The sequence below is a fragment of the Pseudomonas sp. FP1740 genome (assembly GCF_030687165.1).
Taxonomy (GTDB): Bacteria; Pseudomonadota; Gammaproteobacteria; order Pseudomonadales; family Pseudomonadaceae; genus Aquipseudomonas.
Genome location: NZ_CP117461.1, coordinates 1,060,806 through 1,075,994, shown reverse-complemented (window position 1 = coordinate 1,075,994; position 15,189 = coordinate 1,060,806). Strand labels below are relative to the sequence as shown.

Below are 15,189 nucleotides of genomic sequence, written 5' to 3'. Positions count from 1 at the left end.
GTCTTACCCTCGTGGCTCAATGCTTGCGGCCAGAATCGCCAGAACCAGTTGCTGGAAATCCAGGCCGGCGGCACGGGCCGCCATTGGCACCAGACTGTGATCGGTCATGCCCGGTGCGGTGTTGACTTCCAGGAACCAGAACTGCCCGTCGGCGTCCTGCATCACGTCCGCCCTGCCCCAACCGGCAATACCCAGTGCCTCACAGGCTTTGGCCGTGAGGTCCATGAGTTCCTTTTCTTTGTCGCTGTCCAGGCCGCACGGAATGCGGTACTGGGTATCGTTGGCGATGTACTTGGCGTCGTAGTCGTAGAAACTGTGCGTCGTGCCCAAGGCAATCGGTGGCAACACCTGGTCACGCAGGGTGGCGATGGTGAACTCCGGACCGTGAATCCATTGCTCGACCAACACTTGCGAATCGTAGGTACTGGCCGCTTTCCACGCCTCGATCAACTCGGGCGCGGTAGTCACTTTGGCCATCCCGATACTGGAACCTTCATGGGCCGGTTTGACGATCAGCGGGAAGCCCAGTTCCTTGGCCGCCGAAATACAATCGGCCTCGCAGCGCAGTACCGCGTGGCGTGGCGTCGGAATGCCGAGGCTGTGCCAGACCTGCTTGGTGCGCAGTTTGTCCATGGCCAGGGCCGAGGCCAGAATGCCGCTGCCGGTGTACGGAATCCCTGCGCATTCGAGCAGGCCCTGCATGCTGCCGTCTTCACCGCCACGACCGTGGAGGATGATGAAGGCACGGTCGATTTTTTCGTTCAGCAAGCGTTGCAGCAGGTCATCGCCTACATCAATACCGAACGCGTCCACGCCGGCGCTTTGCAGTGCTTCGAGCACCGCGTTACCCGACTTCAGGGACACTTCACGCTCGGCACTCTTGCCGCCGAACAGCACGGCAACGCGACCGAAATCCTTCGGCGCGACAGTGGAGACGAGGTTGGCGTAAGCAGCAGTCATTTCAACTTCCCCTCTACCGGTGCGGCAACGGCCCCGGCGAACAACGGACTGTTCAACAGTTTGGGTGCGAGACCGCCGATATCACCGGCGCCCTGGCACAGCAGAATGTCGCCAGCACGCAGCAGCGGCTTGACGATCGGCGCGAGGTCGATGCCGCGCTCGATATAGATCGGGTCGAGCTGACCGCGCTGACGGATGCTGTTGCACAGCTTGCGGCTGTCGGCGCCCGGAATCGGCTCTTCGCCGGCCGGATAGACTTCCATCAGCAGCAGCACGTTGGCGTCGGCCAGCACATTGACGAAATCGTCGTACAGGTCGCGGGTGCGGCTGTAACGGTGCGGCTGGTAGACCATCACCAGACGGCGCTCCGGCCAGCCACCGCGCACGGCTTTGATCACGGCCGCGACTTCGGTCGGGTGGTGACCGTAGTCGTCCACCAGCATCACGTTGCCGCCTTCGACCGGCAGTTCGCCGTACACCTGGAAGCGACGGCCAACACCCTGGAACCCGGACAAGCCCTGGACGATGGCTTCATCGCTGACGCCTTCGTCGGTGGCGATGCAAATAGTCGCCAGCGCGTTCAACACGTTGTGGTTGCCCGGCATGTTTACCGAGACATCCAGCGGCTCGCGATCAGGGCGCAGCACGGTGAAGAAAGTCTGCATGCCTTGTTGGCGTACGTTGATGGCACGAACGTCGGCGTCATCGCCGAAGCCGTAAGTGACCGTCGGACGCTTCACTAGCGGAAGGATTTCACGCACCACCGGATCGTCCAGGCACACCACCGCCAAACCGTAGAACGGCAGGTTGTGCAGGAACTCGACGAAGGTTTTCTTCAGTTTGTTGAAGTCACCGTCGTAGGTCGCCATGTGATCGGCGTCGATGTTGGTGACCACGGCCACCAGCGGCTGCAAGTGCAGGAAGCTGGCATCGCTTTCGTCGGCTTCGGCGATCAGGTAGCGGCTGGTGCCAAGCTGAGCATTGGTGCCCGCGGCATTCAGACGGCCACCGATGACGAACGTCGGGTCCAGGCCACCGGCGGCGAACACCGAAGCGATCAGGCTGGTGGTGGTGGTTTTGCCGTGAGTACCGGCGACGGCGATGCCGTGGCGGTAGCGCATCAGCTCGGCGAGCATCTCGGCACGCGGCACCACCGGAATCCGGCGTTCCAGCGCGGTCGCGACTTCCGGGTTGGACGTGTTGACGGCGCTCGACACCACCAGCACGTCGGCGGCTGCGGCGTTCTCGGCACGGTGGCCGATGAAAATATGCGCACCAAAAGATTCCAGGCGCTCGGTCACCGGCGAAGCTTTCAGGTCGGAACCGGACACTTGATAGCCCAGGTTCAGCAACACTTCGGCGATGCCGCACATACCCACGCCGCCGATTCCGACGAAGTGGATACGACGGATGCGGCGCATTTCCGGTTGTGGCATGGCTTTCTTGTTCTCAACCATGGGCCACCTCAAGGCAAGTATCGACCACGTTACGAGTGGCATCGGGTTTGGCCAGGCGGCGTGCCGCGCTGGCCATGTCGTTGAGTCGTTGCGGTTGCATCAAGACCTCTGTCAGGCGAGCGGCAAGGTCCGCTGCGCCAGTCGTTCTTTGCGGCATCAGGAAGGCAGCGCCTTCACGGGCCAAATAATCGGCGTTGCGGGTCTGGTGATCGTCGATCGCGTGGGGCAAAGGCACCAGCATCGAAGGCAGACCGGCGGCCGCCAGTTCACTGATGGTCAGCGCTCCTGCGCGGCACACCACCAGGTCGGCCCAGCCATAGGCTTGGGCCATGTCTTTGATGAAAGGCTGTACTTGCGCCTCGACGCCAGCCGCGCGATAGCGCTCTGCAGTCACTTCATCGTGGTTTTTGCCGGCCTGATGGAACACGTCCGGGCGCAGGTCGGGGGCGACTTGCGACAGGGCTTCAGGCAGCAACTTGTTCAACGGCTCTGCGCCCAGGCTTCCGCCCAGGATCAGCAAACGCGCCTTGCGACCGGCCAGGGCAGGTCGCGGTGTTTCGAGGAACAGCTCGGTGCGCACCGGGTTACCGGTGGTCCGACGGCTGTCCGACAGGGTAAAGGTGTCGGGGAACGCTTCACAGACTCGGGCGGCCAACGGCACCAGCAACCGATTGGCGGTACCGGCCACGGCGTTCTGCTCGTGAACGATGACCGGCACGCCGGCCAGTCTGGCTGCAACGCCGCCAGGGCCAGTCACAAAACCACCAAAGCCGACCACACAGACTGGCCGCAGCTGACGAATGATCGCCCGCGCCTGCCAGATCGACTTGAGCAACATGACCGGCGCCTTGAGCAGGGACAATTTGCCCTTGCCGCGCAAACCGCTGGCGTGGATCCGATGCAATTCAATACCGGCCGCCGGCACCAGATCGTTTTCGATCCCGCGGGGCGTGCCGAGCCAGTGCACGGTGTAGCCGCGGGCCTGGAACTCACGCGCACAGGAAAGTGCCGGGAACACATGGCCCCCGGTGCCGCCAGCCATGATCAGTACGTTAGCGCCCATGGTTCGGCTCCTCGGCGAAGTCGCTCTCATGGAATTCCATTTCTTCGCTGCCCAAATGGGTTCGACTCTCCCACTCGATGCGCAGCAACAAGCCAAGACAGGCACAGCAGATCACCAACGAACTGCCGCCATAACTGAGGAATGGCAGGGTCAGACCTTTGGTCGGCAACAGGCCGACGTTCACGCCGATGTTGATCAGGAACTGGCCGATCCACAGGAACGACAAGCCGTAAGCAACGTAGGCGGCAAAAAACTGTTTGGCTTTCTCGGCCCACAGGCCGATGTACATGCCACGAATACACACGAAGACGAACAGCGCCACCGTGCACAAGGAACCCACGGCACCCAGCTCTTCAGCCAGCACCGAAAACACGAAGTCGGTATGGGCTTCCGGCAGGTAGAACTGTTTCTGCACGCTGTTGCCCAGGCCGACGCCCAGCCATTCGCCGCGACCGAAAGCGATCAAGGCCTGGGAGAGCTGATAGCCGGCACCGAACTGGTCGGCCCACGGATCGGCAAAGTTGGTCAGACGCGCCATTCGATACGGCTGCATTTGAATCAACAACACCACCGCCGCGACAGCCAGGACCACCATCAGGGAAAACCGGAACAGGCCGACTCCGCCGAGGAACAGCATTGCCGCCGCCGCCCCCATCATCACGACGGTGGCACCGAAGTCCGGCTCCATCAGCAACAGACCCGCCATTGGCAACAGCACGATGAACGGCTTGAAGAAGCCCATCCAGCTTTCACGCACTTCTTTCTGGCGACGTACCAGATAACCGGCGAGGTAGATCACCACGAACACCTTGGCGATCTCGGAAGGCTGAACGTTGAAGAAACTGAAGCCGATCCAGCGCATCGAACCGTTCACTTCCCGGCCGATCCCCGGGATGATCACCATCACCAGCAAGCCGAACGCACCGATCAGCATCAGCCAGCCCAGGCGTTGCCAGGTGGCAATCGGAATCATCATGGTGACGATGCAGGCACCCAGGCCCAGCACAACGTAGATCAGGTGGCGAATCATGTAGTACAGGGCGCTGCCCGACTGCACCGCCCCCACCTCGGTCGATGCCGAGGCAATCATGATCAGCCCCAGACCGAGCAGTGCCAGGCAACCGGCGAGCATCGGGAAATCGAGGTCGATACCGCGCCCGGTGATCAGCGGCGATGGATACGGCTTGATGATGTTTCTCAAGCTCATGCCAGATCCTCCACGGCGCGGACGAACTGGTGACCACGGTCTTCATAGTTCTTGAACATGTCGAAGCTGGCGCAAGCCGGCGACAGCAGCACCGCGTCGCCCTTTTCGGCGATGGCGCGGCATTGCTCGACCGCTTCGATCAGCGAGCCAACGCGAATCAGTGGCACGGCATCGCCGATGGCCTCACCGATCTTGTCGGAATCACGGCCCATCAAAATGACGGCGCGGCAGTTGGCCGCCACCGGATCACGCAAATCCTTGAATTCGGCGCCCTTGCCATCGCCACCGGCGATCAGCACAAGCTTGCCGTCGATGTCCGCCCCCAGGCCTTCGATGGCCGCCAATGCGGCGCCGACGTTGGTGGCTTTGGAATCGTTGTAATAGCTCACGCCATCAAGGTCGCGGACCCACTGGCAGCGATGCTCGAGCCCGGCGAAATTACGCAGGGCCGAAAGCATGGCGTCGAACGGCAGGCCCACGGCGTGACCCAGCGCCAAGGCCGCCAGGGCGTTGGACTGGTTATGCGCGCCACGAACTTTCAACTCGCGCACCGGCATCAGGTTCTGGAATTCGAAGGCCAGGTATTTCTCGCCGTTCTCTTCTCGAATGCCGAAGGCCTTGAAGTCGGGTTTGTTCAAACCGAAGGTCCAGCACGGCTGACCTTCACCCATCAGCGGACGGCTCAGGGCGTCCTGACGGTTGACCACAAACTGCCTGGCGCCCCGGAAGATCCGGTGCTTGGCCAAGTGATAGGCCGGCAGACCGCTGTAGCGGTCCATGTGGTCTTCACTGATGTTGAGCACGGTCGCCACTTCGGCGTTGAGCTGATCGGTGGTTTCGAGCTGGAAGCTCGACAGCTCCATCACGTACAGCTCGATGTCATCGCTGAGCAAATCCAGCGCCGGCGTGCCGAGGTTGCCACCAACGGCAACACGCTTACCGGCCGCAGCCGCCATCTCGCCGACCAGGGTGGTGACGGTGCTTTTGGCGTTGGAACCGGTAATGGCGACAATCGGCGCTTTCGCGTTACGCGCGAACAGCTCGATGTCGCCGGACATTTTCACGCCACGGGCGGCGGCAGCCTGCAGGGCCGGGGTCGCCAGCGCCAGGCCGGGGCTCACGTAGAGCTCGTCGGCACGGCACAGGAATTCGACGTCCAGCTCGCCACAACGCACTTCCACGTGCGGATAGTCACGCTTGAGCGTGGCCAGTTCCGGTGGATTTTCCCGCGTATCGGCGACAGCAAACGACACGCCCCGGTTCGCCAGGAAGCGAACCAGGGACATGCCGCTCTTGCCGAGGCCGACAACGATGCGGAAGTGGTCAGAAGCGATCAGAGACACTCGTTCTACCTCAGCTTCAGGGTGGCAAGGCCGATCAACACGAGAATCACGGTGATGATCCAGAAACGGACGATCACGCGCGGCTCGGGCCAGCCCTTGAGTTCAAAGTGGTGGTGAATCGGTGCCATGCGGAACACACGGCGACCGGTCAGTTTAAAAGAGGCGACCTGAATGACGACTGACAGGGTCTCCATCACGAACACACCGCCCATGATGAACAGGACGATTTCCTGACGGACGATCACTGCGATGGTGCCCAGGGCCGCACCCAGCGCCAGCGCGCCAACGTCGCCCATGAAGACTTGTGCCGGATAGGTGTTGAACCAGAGGAAGCCCAGGCCCGCACCGATCAAGGCGCCGCAGAACACAATCAGCTCACCCGCGCCCGGTACGTAAGGAATCAGCAGGTATTCGGCGAACTTCACGTTACCCGACAGGTAGCAGAAGATCCCCAGGCCACCGCCGACCATGACGGTGGGCATGATCGCCAGACCGTCGAGGCCGTCGGTCAGGTTGACCGCGTTGCTCGAGCCGACAATCACGAAATAGGTCAGGACGATGAAGCCTGCGCCCAGCGGAATGCTGTAGTCCTTGAGCATCGGCAGGATCAGGGTGGTTTCCACCGGCGTCGCGGCAGTCATATAAAGGAAGATCGCCGCGCCCAGGCCGAACACCGACTGCCAGAAATACTTCCAGCGGCTCGGAAGACCGCGGGAGTTTTTCTCGATGACTTTGCGATAGTCGTCAACCCAGCCGATGGCGCCGAACAGCAGGGTCACCAACAACACGACCCAAACGTAACGGTTGGTCAGGTCAGCCCAAAGCAAGGTGCTGACGCCGATGGAGGAAAGAATCAGCGCGCCGCCCATGGTCGGGGTGCCCGACTTCGACAGGTGCGATTGCGGGCCGTCGTTGCGAACGGATTGACCGATCTGACGGTTCTGCAGAGTACGGATCATCCACGGGCCATAGCACAGCGACAAGACCAGCGCGGTCAGTACACCGAGAATCCCGCGCAGGGTCAGGTACTGAAAGACCGCGAAGCCTTTGTAGAACTGTTGCAGATACTCCGCTAGCAGCAGCAGCATTAATGTTTCTCCAGACTGGTCCCGCACAAAGCGGCAACGATGTTTTCCATCGCAGCGCTGCGCGAGCCCTTGATCAAAAAGGTGGTGTTTGTGTCCTGCTCGGCATCCAGGGCCTTGATCAGTTCAGCCTGTGTGCTGAAGTGAAAGGCCTGCTCGCCGAAAGCGTTCACGGCGTGAGCCATCATTGGCCCGACGGCGTAAAGCGCGGAAACCTTGCCGCGGGCGTAATCGCCCACATCTCGGTGCCCCTGCTCTGCCCACGCGCCCAACTCGCCGATATCCCCGAGCACCAAAACGGTGCGACCGGAAAAGCCGGCGAGTATATCAACGGCGGCGCACATAGAGGTGGGGTTCGCGTTGTATGTGTCATCGATTACGCGCATGCCGTTAGGCGCCAGTTGCGCGACGGTGCGGCCCTTGACCGGTTGCACCGCGCCAAGGCCGGTGGCGATGCCGAACAGCGACACACCCAAGGCATGCGCGGCAGCGGCAGCGGCCATGGCATTGGCGACGTTATGGGTGCCGAGCAGATTCAGCTGAACCCGCTCCACACCTTCAGGGCTGTGCAGGTTGAACGCCGGGCAACCGCGGGCATCGCGATCCAGGTCGCTGGCATGGAAATCGGCGTTGACGTTGCTCAGGGCAAAAGTCAGCACTTTTCGACTGGCGGCACGGGTCTTCCAGATGTCGAAGGCCTTGTCGTCGAGATTCAGCACGGCGATGCCATCGGCATCCAGCCCTTCGAGAATCTCGCCCTTGGCTTCGACGATTTTTTCCGGCCCGCCGAACTCACCAACGTGGGCAGTCCCGGCGTTGTTGATGATGGCCACGTGGGGTTTGGTCATGGCGACGGTGTAGGCAATCTCGCCAATGCGCGAAGCGCCGAGTTCGATCACCGCGGCGGTGTGTTCCGGCGCCAGTTCGAGCAGGGTCAGCGGTGCGCCGAGGTCATTGTTCAGGTTGCCACGGGTCGCCAGCACCGGACCGCGTGTGCGCAGGATGCTTGCCAGCATTTCCTTGACCGTGGTCTTGCCGCTGGAGCCGGTAACCGCCGCGACCGGCTGAGTGAACGCGGCACGGTTGATCGCACCCAACTGGCCGAGGGCCTGGCGGGTGTCCTTGACCAGCAGTTGCGGCAGCGAGCTGTCGGCAACTTCGCGCTCGACCAGTGCACCCACGGCGCCTTTGGCGGCGACGTCATTCAGGTAGTCATGGCCATCGAAACGCGGACCGGCCAGAGCAATAAACAGCTGGCCGGGCTTGATCGCGCGGCTGTCGATGCTGACACCATCGAAGCTGGCATCGACGGAGATCAGACGGGCATTCAGTGCGCCGGTCAGCTCGCTCAGTTTCAAGGCTTTAAGCATGGGCCACCTCCCACGCGGTCAGGGCATGATCGGCCTCGACCAGATCGGAGAAAGCGAGACGCTCACCGTTGATTTCCTGATAGTCCTCATGACCTTTACCGGCCAGGACAATCACGTCATCCGCCGAAGCGCTGGCGATCAACTGGGCAATCGCCTGGCCACGGCCGGCGACAAAGGTGACTTTATCCACAGCGGTGAAACCGGCGCGGATGTCGTCGAAAATCGCGGCAGGGTCTTCGGTGCGCGGGTTGTCGTCGGTGACCAGCACACCATCGGCCAGGCGCTCGACCACTTCAGCCATCAGCGGACGCTTGCCGCGATCGCGATCACCGCCGCAACCGAACAGGCACAGCAACCGGCCTTTGGCGTGAGGACGCAGGGCCATCAAGACTTTTTCCAGCGCATCCGGCGTGTGGGCGTAATCGACCACCACCAACGGCTGAGTGCCGCCGCCCAGACGCTGCATGCGACCGGCCGGGCCTTCGAGTTTCGGCAGCACGTTGAGGATTTCGTCCAGCGCGTAGTCCAGACCGAGCAAGGCACCGACCGCGGCCAACACGTTGCTCAGGTTGAAACGGCCGAGCAAGGTGCTGCGCAAATGGTGTTCGCCCTGCGGCGTAACCAGCGTGGCGCGCACGCCTTCGTCACTGAACTGGGCTTCGCGGCAATACAGGTAAGCGCGGGAGTCTTCCAGGCTGTAAGTGATCAGCCGCGACTCACGCTCATCAGCCGCCAGTTGCCGGCCAAAATCGTCGTCGAGGTTGACCACCCGGCACTTCAGATCATTCCAGGCAAACAACTTGGCCTTGGTTTCGCCATAGGCCTGCATGGTGCCGTGGTAATCCAGATGATCGCGCGACAGGTTGGTCATCACCGCCACATCGAAGGCCAGTGCGGTTACGCGGCCCTGATCCAGCCCATGGGAAGAGACTTCCATGGCCACGGCTTTGGCACCGGCCTTTTTCAGGTCGGCGAGGGTTGCTTGCAGCGCAATCGGGTTCGGTGTGGTGTGCAAGCCGCTTTCCAGCGCGCCATGGAAACCGGAGCCCAAAGTGCCAACGATACCGCAGTGTTGACCGAGCAAATCGAGGGCTTGCGCGACCAATTGGGTCACGCTGGTTTTACCGTTGGTGCCGGTCACGCCGATCAGGTTCATGTGACGGCTCGGGTCGCCGTAAAAGCGCCCGGCGATGTCCGACAGCTGCGCCGCCAGGCCTTTGACCGGAATCAGCGGCACGTCGGTAATCGGCAGCACGGTCGCGCCTTCGACTTCATAAGCCACGGCGGCAGCACCGCGCTGCAAGGCGTCGGCGATGTGCGCACGACCGTCGAACTTGCCACCAGGGACCGCAAGGAACAAATCACCTGCCCGTACGTTACGGCTGTCCAGCGCCAGTTCGCGGATCAATAGATCATGGCCGGCGTGGGCGAAAATCTTGTTCAGGCTCAGCGACATCAGCCGCGCCCTCCATTAGCTTTCAGCGGAACGACCGGTGCGGCGTTCGCTTGTTGAGTGGCTGGCAGGTTGTCCGGGGTGATGTTCATCAGGCGCAAGGTCCCGGACATCACTTTGCTGAACACCGGCGCCGATACCAGACCACCGAAATAACCGGCCTTGGTCGGTTCGTCGATCACCACCACGATCGCGTAACGCGGGTCGCTCATCGGGCCGAAACCGGCGAACAGCGAGCGGTAGGAGTTCTCGGCGTAGCCTTTGGTTCCGACCGACGTCTTACGCGCAGTACCCGACTTGCCGCCCACGTGATACGCCGGCACCTGCGCACGGAATACGCCGCGCGGGGCTTCGATCACTTGTTGCAGCATGCCTTGCATGGTTTTCGCGACGGCTTCCGGCAGCACCTGAGTGGTTTGCGGCGCCTTGTCGGTTTTGATCAGGGTCAACGGCGCGAGGCGACCATTGTTGGCCAGGGCCGAGAAAGCGTGGACCAACTGGATCGCGGTCACGGAAATACCGTAGCCGTAGGACAGCGTGGCGGTTTCAGCCTTGCGCCATTCGCGGTAGTTCGGCAGGTTGCCGACGCGCTCACCCGGGAACCCCAAGCCGGTGTCCTGGCCGAGGCCAACTTTCTGTGCCAGACGGAAAATCGTTTCGCCACCGATATCGAACGCGACCTTACTCATGCCGACGTTACTGGAATTGATCAGGATACCGGTCAGGTCGAGCACCGGACCTTCGGTCTTGGATACGTCCTTGATGGTGTATTTACCAATCTGCAAGCTGCCCGGGTACACCTCGACGGTGTCGCTCGGTTTCCAGCGCCCGGTTTCGATCGCGGCGCTCATGGAGATCGCTTTCATGGTCGAACCCGGCTCGAACACGTCGATCATCGCGCGGTTGCGCATCATCGCCGGTTGCAGGTTGCGACGGTTGTTCGGGTTGTAGGTCGGCTGGTTGACCATGGCGAGAATCTCGCCGGTCTTCACGTCCATGATCACCAGACTACCGGCCTTGGCGCCGTTCTCGATGATCGCGTTGCGCAGCTCGCGGTTGGCCAGGTATTGCAGACGCAGGTCAATGGACAACGCCAAGGGCTTGCCGGCCTTGGCGTTTTTGGTGACCTGGACATCTTTGATCAGCCGGCCGCGCCGGTCCTTGATGACCTGTCGCTTGCCGGGCACCCCGGCCAGCCATTCGTCGTAGGCCAGCTCGACGCCTTCGCGTCCGTGATCGTCGATGTCGGTAAAGCCGACCATGTGGGCGGTGACTTCACCGGCCGGGTAGAAACGCCGGAATTCTTCGATGCCATAAACGCCCGGCACTTTCAGATCGAGCACAGCCTGGCCCTGCTCAGGGGTCAGCCCGCGCACCAGGTAGATGAATTCTTTGTTGGCCTGGGCTTCGAGACGTTCGGCCAGGGCTTTGGGATCCTGCCCCAGGGCAGCCGCCAGTGCCGGCCATTTCTCTTTGGCCAGTTGCATTTCCTTGGCGTTGGCCCACAGGGTGGTGACCGGGGTACTCACGGCCAACGGCTCGCCGTTACGGTCGGTGATCAGACCACGGTGAGCCGGAATTGGAATATGACGAACACTGCGCGCGTCACCCTGACCTTTAAGGAAGTCACGGTCGACCACTTGCAGATCAATGATGCGCCAGGAAATCGCCGCCACCATGATGCCGAGCAAGCCCAGTACCAGACGGAACCGCCAGGGGAAGAGTGCGCCTTCGAGTTTCATCATGGCGCCACCATCTGCACTTCAGCAGCGCCAGGAATGCGCATCTTCAGTTGCTCGGTCGCCAACACTTCGATACGGCTGTGGGCGGTCCAGGTGCTTTGTTCGAGAATCAACCGGCCCCACTCCGCCTGCGCCTTGTCGCGCACGCTCAATTCGTTGTACAGCGTATTCAACAGCTGACGGTTCCAGTGGGCGCTATAGGACACGCCGATGGCCGACACGAGCACACCGATAAACAGCAGCAGCATGAAAAAGCTTCCGCCGGGAAGTGGTTTGGCGAAAAGCTTGCTCACCGCAGTTTCTCCGCGACGCGCATGATGGCGCTACGGGAACGTGGGTTGGCTTTGAGTTCGGCCTCGGAGGCGGATTGCGCTTTGCCATGGACTTTGATTTTCGGTTCGAAAGCGACGTGACGGACCGGCAAATTGCGCGGCAGGTTGTCGGCTTCACCTTTCACCAGTTTGCGCATGAACAGTTTGACGATGCGGTCTTCCAGCGAGTGGAAGCTGATCACCACCAGACGACCGCCGACTTCCAGGCACTCCAGCGCGGCTTCGAGGCCGGTTTCCAGATCGCCCAGCTCGTTGTTGACGTGAATACGCAGCCCCTGGAATGCACGGGTGGCCGGGTTCTTGCCCTTTTCCCATGCAGGGTTGGCAACTTTCAGCACTTCTGCCAGATCGGCAGTGCGCTCGAACGGCTTGATGTCGCGACGTTCGGCCACGGCACGCGCCATGCGGCCGGAAAAACGTTCTTCGCCGTATTCCTTGAACACCCGGGCGATTTCTTCCACCGGCGCGGTATTGACGAACTCGGCGGCGCTGATCCCGCGGGACGGGTCCATGCGCATGTCCAAAGGGCCGTCGTTGAGAAAACTGAAGCCGCGCTCAGGGTCGTCGAGTTGAGGCGAAGACACGCCCAGGTCAAGCAGAACACCGCTGACCTTGCCGGCCAGACCGCGTTCGGCGACTTCCGAACCGAGCTCGGCAAAGCTGCGCTGTACAACGACAAAGCGGCCGTCTTCGGCCGCTAGCGTTTGCCCGGTGGCAATCGCTTGAGGATCTTTGTCGAACCCGAGCAACCGACCATCGGGCCCGAGCTTGCTGAGGATCAACCGGCTATGTCCGCCGCGCCCGAACGTGCCGTCCAGATAGCAGCCATCAGGACGTACGGCGAGAGCCTCGACGGCTTCGTCAAGCAGTACGGTGATGTGGTTAAAGCCGCTATCAATAGTCACAGGATCAAATCACGCAGTTCATCAGGCATGGCGCCCGGTTGTTGAATGGCAGCCAGGTCAGCGGCAGAAACCGCATTCCAGGCATCCTCGTCCCACAATTGGAACTTGTTCAGTTGGCCTACCAACATTGCGCGCTTATCCAACTTGGCATATTCGCGAAGACGCGGCGGAACCAGAAAACGACCACTGCCATCGAGCTCGAGGTCGACGGCATTACCAATCAGTAAACGTTGCAGGCGGCGGTTTTCTTCGCGAAGCGAAGGCAGTGCGCGCAGTTTGGTTTCGATAATTTCCCACTCATCGAGGGGATAAACACACAAACACGGATCAACGGCATCGATGGTGACGATTAATTGACCGGAACTACGCGAAACGAGCTCGTCACGGTACCGGCTCGGCATGGCGAGACGGCCCTTTGCATCGAGACTGATAGCGTTAGCTCCGCGAAACACGTCAGCGTTTCTCCAAATATTAGCGTTTTGCGCTCAAAAAACCCACTTCATGCCACTTTCCGCCACTTGCGCACACTATAGGAATGCGCCCACCACACCGTCAAGGCGCGGATAGAAGGAAAAGCCTTACAGAACGGAGATTTAGGAGTGTAAAAGGAGGGGAAACGAGAATCTGGCGGATGAATTTGTTCAATAACTTGAATCAGCACAGAAGGCTGCGTTCAGAAGTTAAAGTAGTTTGTTAAGAGTAAGATTTTTTCGGTATTACAAAAGCGCTTCTGCTATTGATTCAGCAGGGAGGGAAATTGCCATTACGCATATCGCTGCCAATGATTGAAGCAGAGAGAAAAAAAGGTGGAGAGTCGATCTGTAAGCCGGGTTCTGTCTTGAACAGTCATTCGTCTACGATGGCCATCACTGGACATCTTTAGCAACCTACCCGGTCCCAGCGCGGGCCACGCCTTGGGACCCTATTTGGTCTTGCTCCAAGTGGGGTTTACCTAGCCACGAACTGTTGCCAGACGTGCGGTGCGCTCTTACCGCACCTTTTCACCCTTACCGGCGCCGAAGCGCTTAGGCGGTTATTTTCTGTGGCACTTTCCGTAGGCTCACGCCTCCCAGGCATTACCTGGCACTTCGCCCTATGGAGCCCGGACTTTCCTCCCCCCCCTAATTTTCATAGAGGGCAGCGACTGTCCGATCGACTCTCCGCCGCGAAGATTAACGGCAGAGCGGTCGAAGAACAAGCTCTAAAAGCCTCTGGCCGGCGCTGCGCGTCGCTTTTTTACTCGCCCTTCTGCTTATCCAGCGCAACCTGATAGAGCACATTCTTGCGCTCGCCAGTAATTTGCGCCGCCAATGCCGCCGCACGCTTGAGCGGCATTTCTTCAAGCAGCAGATTGAGAATACGCATGGCTTCGCTGCTGACAGCGTCCTCAGTCTCGGGAGCAGACCAGCCAGCGACCAGCACTACGCACTCGCCGCGCTGCTGGTTGCTGTCCGATTCGACGAACTCGCGCAACTCGGCCAGCGGCAAGCCTTTAAGGGTTTCGAAGGTCTTGGTCAGCTCGCGCGCCAGCAATGCCGGACGATCGGCCCCGAATACCAGCTCCATGTCTTGCAGGCACTCAAGGATGCGGTGTGGAGCCTCATAAAAAATCAGCGTGCGCGGCTCTTCTTTTATCAGCTCCAGGCGAGCGCGTCGGCCGACAGCCTTGGCCGGTAGAAACCCTTCGAAGATGAAACGGTCCGATGGCAACCCCGCCGCCGAGAGTGCCGCAATCAATGCGCAGGCACCCGGAACCGGCACCACATTGATCCCTGCGGCACGGGCCTGACGCACCAGGTGATAACCCGGATCGGAAATCAGCGGCGTCCCGGCATCGGAGATCAATGCCACATCGTCGCCAGCGAGCAAGCGAGTGATAAAGCGGCTGCCTTCATCCCGCTCGTTGTGTTCATGGCAGGCCGCCAGCGGCGTGGGGATGCCGAAGTGCTGCATCAATCGCTGGGAATGGCGAGTGTCTTCGGCAGCAATCAACGAAACCTCGCGCAGGATCTTCAGCGCACGCGCACTGATGTCGTCCAGGTTGCCGATGGGCGTCGCCACCACATAAAGCGAGCCAGCAGCGGAATTCAAAGCACCTGGAGCAGTCAAAGCGCACACCTCATGATCGGTAAAAGCCGCCATTGTAGCGCGTAGCGACATTCGCGATACCTGCAAGCAACCCTCGGTTTTCCTGCCTTTTGTGCAGTGTCGCAACATTTGCATGAGCTAAATTGATCGATTCACGCCAGTAACATCGCGCCCCGGCCAGCGC

Annotated in this window: 13 protein-coding genes and 1 other RNA gene; all 14 read right to left on the bottom strand. The window is 60.8% G+C overall.

What is annotated here, in order from left to right:
- Window positions 1-3: 3 nt before the first annotated feature.
- Window positions 4-960, bottom strand: a complete 957-nt coding sequence (locus tag PSH69_RS04640; protein WP_018930136.1) for a D-alanine--D-alanine ligase — start codon at window positions 958-960, stop codon at window positions 4-6.
- A complete protein-coding gene (gene murC, locus PSH69_RS04635; RefSeq protein WP_018930135.1) occupies window positions 957-2,417 on the bottom strand; it encodes a UDP-N-acetylmuramate--L-alanine ligase in 1,461 nt (486 codons plus the stop codon). The genes PSH69_RS04640 and murC overlap by 4 nt, the downstream gene beginning before the upstream one ends.
- The gene (gene murG, locus PSH69_RS04630) at window positions 2,410-3,480 is read right to left on the bottom strand and encodes an undecaprenyldiphospho-muramoylpentapeptide beta-N-acetylglucosaminyltransferase (RefSeq protein WP_018930134.1); all 1,071 of its coding nucleotides are present in this window, start codon (window positions 3,478-3,480) and stop codon (window positions 2,410-2,412) included. Before murG ends, murC begins: the two co-directional genes overlap by 8 nt.
- Window positions 3,470-4,687 (bottom strand): putative lipid II flippase FtsW, encoded by a 1,218-nt coding sequence (gene ftsW / locus PSH69_RS04625; protein ID WP_018930133.1) that lies wholly within the window; start codon window positions 4,685-4,687, stop codon window positions 3,470-3,472. The genes murG and ftsW overlap by 11 nt, the downstream gene beginning before the upstream one ends.
- Window positions 4,684-6,030, bottom strand: coding sequence for a UDP-N-acetylmuramoyl-L-alanine--D-glutamate ligase (gene murD, locus PSH69_RS04620; protein WP_018930132.1), 1,347 nt, complete (start codon window positions 6,028-6,030; stop codon window positions 4,684-4,686). The genes ftsW and murD overlap by 4 nt, the downstream gene beginning before the upstream one ends.
- A 5-nt stretch (window positions 6,031-6,035) precedes the next feature.
- Window positions 6,036-7,118, bottom strand: coding sequence for a phospho-N-acetylmuramoyl-pentapeptide-transferase (gene mraY, locus PSH69_RS04615; RefSeq protein ID WP_008016698.1), 1,083 nt, complete (start codon window positions 7,116-7,118; stop codon window positions 6,036-6,038).
- Window positions 7,118-8,485 carry a UDP-N-acetylmuramoyl-tripeptide--D-alanyl-D-alanine ligase gene (murF, locus tag PSH69_RS04610; RefSeq protein WP_305411196.1) on the bottom strand — a complete coding sequence of 456 codons (1,368 nt, stop codon included), beginning with the start codon at window positions 8,483-8,485 and terminating at the stop codon, window positions 7,118-7,120. Before murF ends, mraY begins: the two co-directional genes overlap by 1 nt.
- Entirely contained in the window at window positions 8,478-9,941 is a 1,464-nt protein-coding gene (locus PSH69_RS04605) for a UDP-N-acetylmuramoyl-L-alanyl-D-glutamate--2,6-diaminopimelate ligase (protein ID WP_019651806.1), read from the bottom strand. Before PSH69_RS04605 ends, murF begins: the two co-directional genes overlap by 8 nt.
- Window positions 9,941-11,680 carry a penicillin-binding protein 2 gene (locus PSH69_RS04600; RefSeq protein WP_019651807.1) on the bottom strand — a complete coding sequence of 580 codons (1,740 nt, stop codon included), beginning with the start codon at window positions 11,678-11,680 and terminating at the stop codon, window positions 9,941-9,943. Before PSH69_RS04600 ends, PSH69_RS04605 begins: the two co-directional genes overlap by 1 nt.
- Window positions 11,680-11,973 (bottom strand): cell division protein FtsL, encoded by a 294-nt coding sequence (gene ftsL / locus PSH69_RS04595; protein WP_018930128.1) that lies wholly within the window; start codon window positions 11,971-11,973, stop codon window positions 11,680-11,682. Before ftsL ends, PSH69_RS04600 begins: the two co-directional genes overlap by 1 nt.
- Complete coding sequence (rsmH, locus tag PSH69_RS04590; protein WP_007939834.1) at window positions 11,970-12,917, bottom strand: 16S rRNA (cytosine(1402)-N(4))-methyltransferase RsmH; 948 nt, start codon at window positions 12,915-12,917, stop codon at window positions 11,970-11,972. Before rsmH ends, ftsL begins: the two co-directional genes overlap by 4 nt.
- A complete protein-coding gene (mraZ, locus tag PSH69_RS04585) occupies window positions 12,914-13,369 on the bottom strand; it encodes a division/cell wall cluster transcriptional repressor MraZ (RefSeq protein ID WP_003205355.1) in 456 nt (151 codons plus the stop codon). The genes rsmH and mraZ overlap by 4 nt, the downstream gene beginning before the upstream one ends.
- 354 nt (window positions 13,370-13,723) lie before the next feature.
- Window positions 13,724-14,077, bottom strand: an RNA gene (gene rnpB / locus PSH69_RS04580) — RNase P RNA component class A.
- Window positions 14,078-14,153: 76 nt separating this feature from the next.
- Complete coding sequence (gene rsmI / locus PSH69_RS04575; RefSeq protein ID WP_018930125.1) at window positions 14,154-15,059, bottom strand: 16S rRNA (cytidine(1402)-2'-O)-methyltransferase; 906 nt, start codon at window positions 15,057-15,059, stop codon at window positions 14,154-14,156.
- Between the last annotated feature and the right edge of the window lie 130 nt (window positions 15,060-15,189).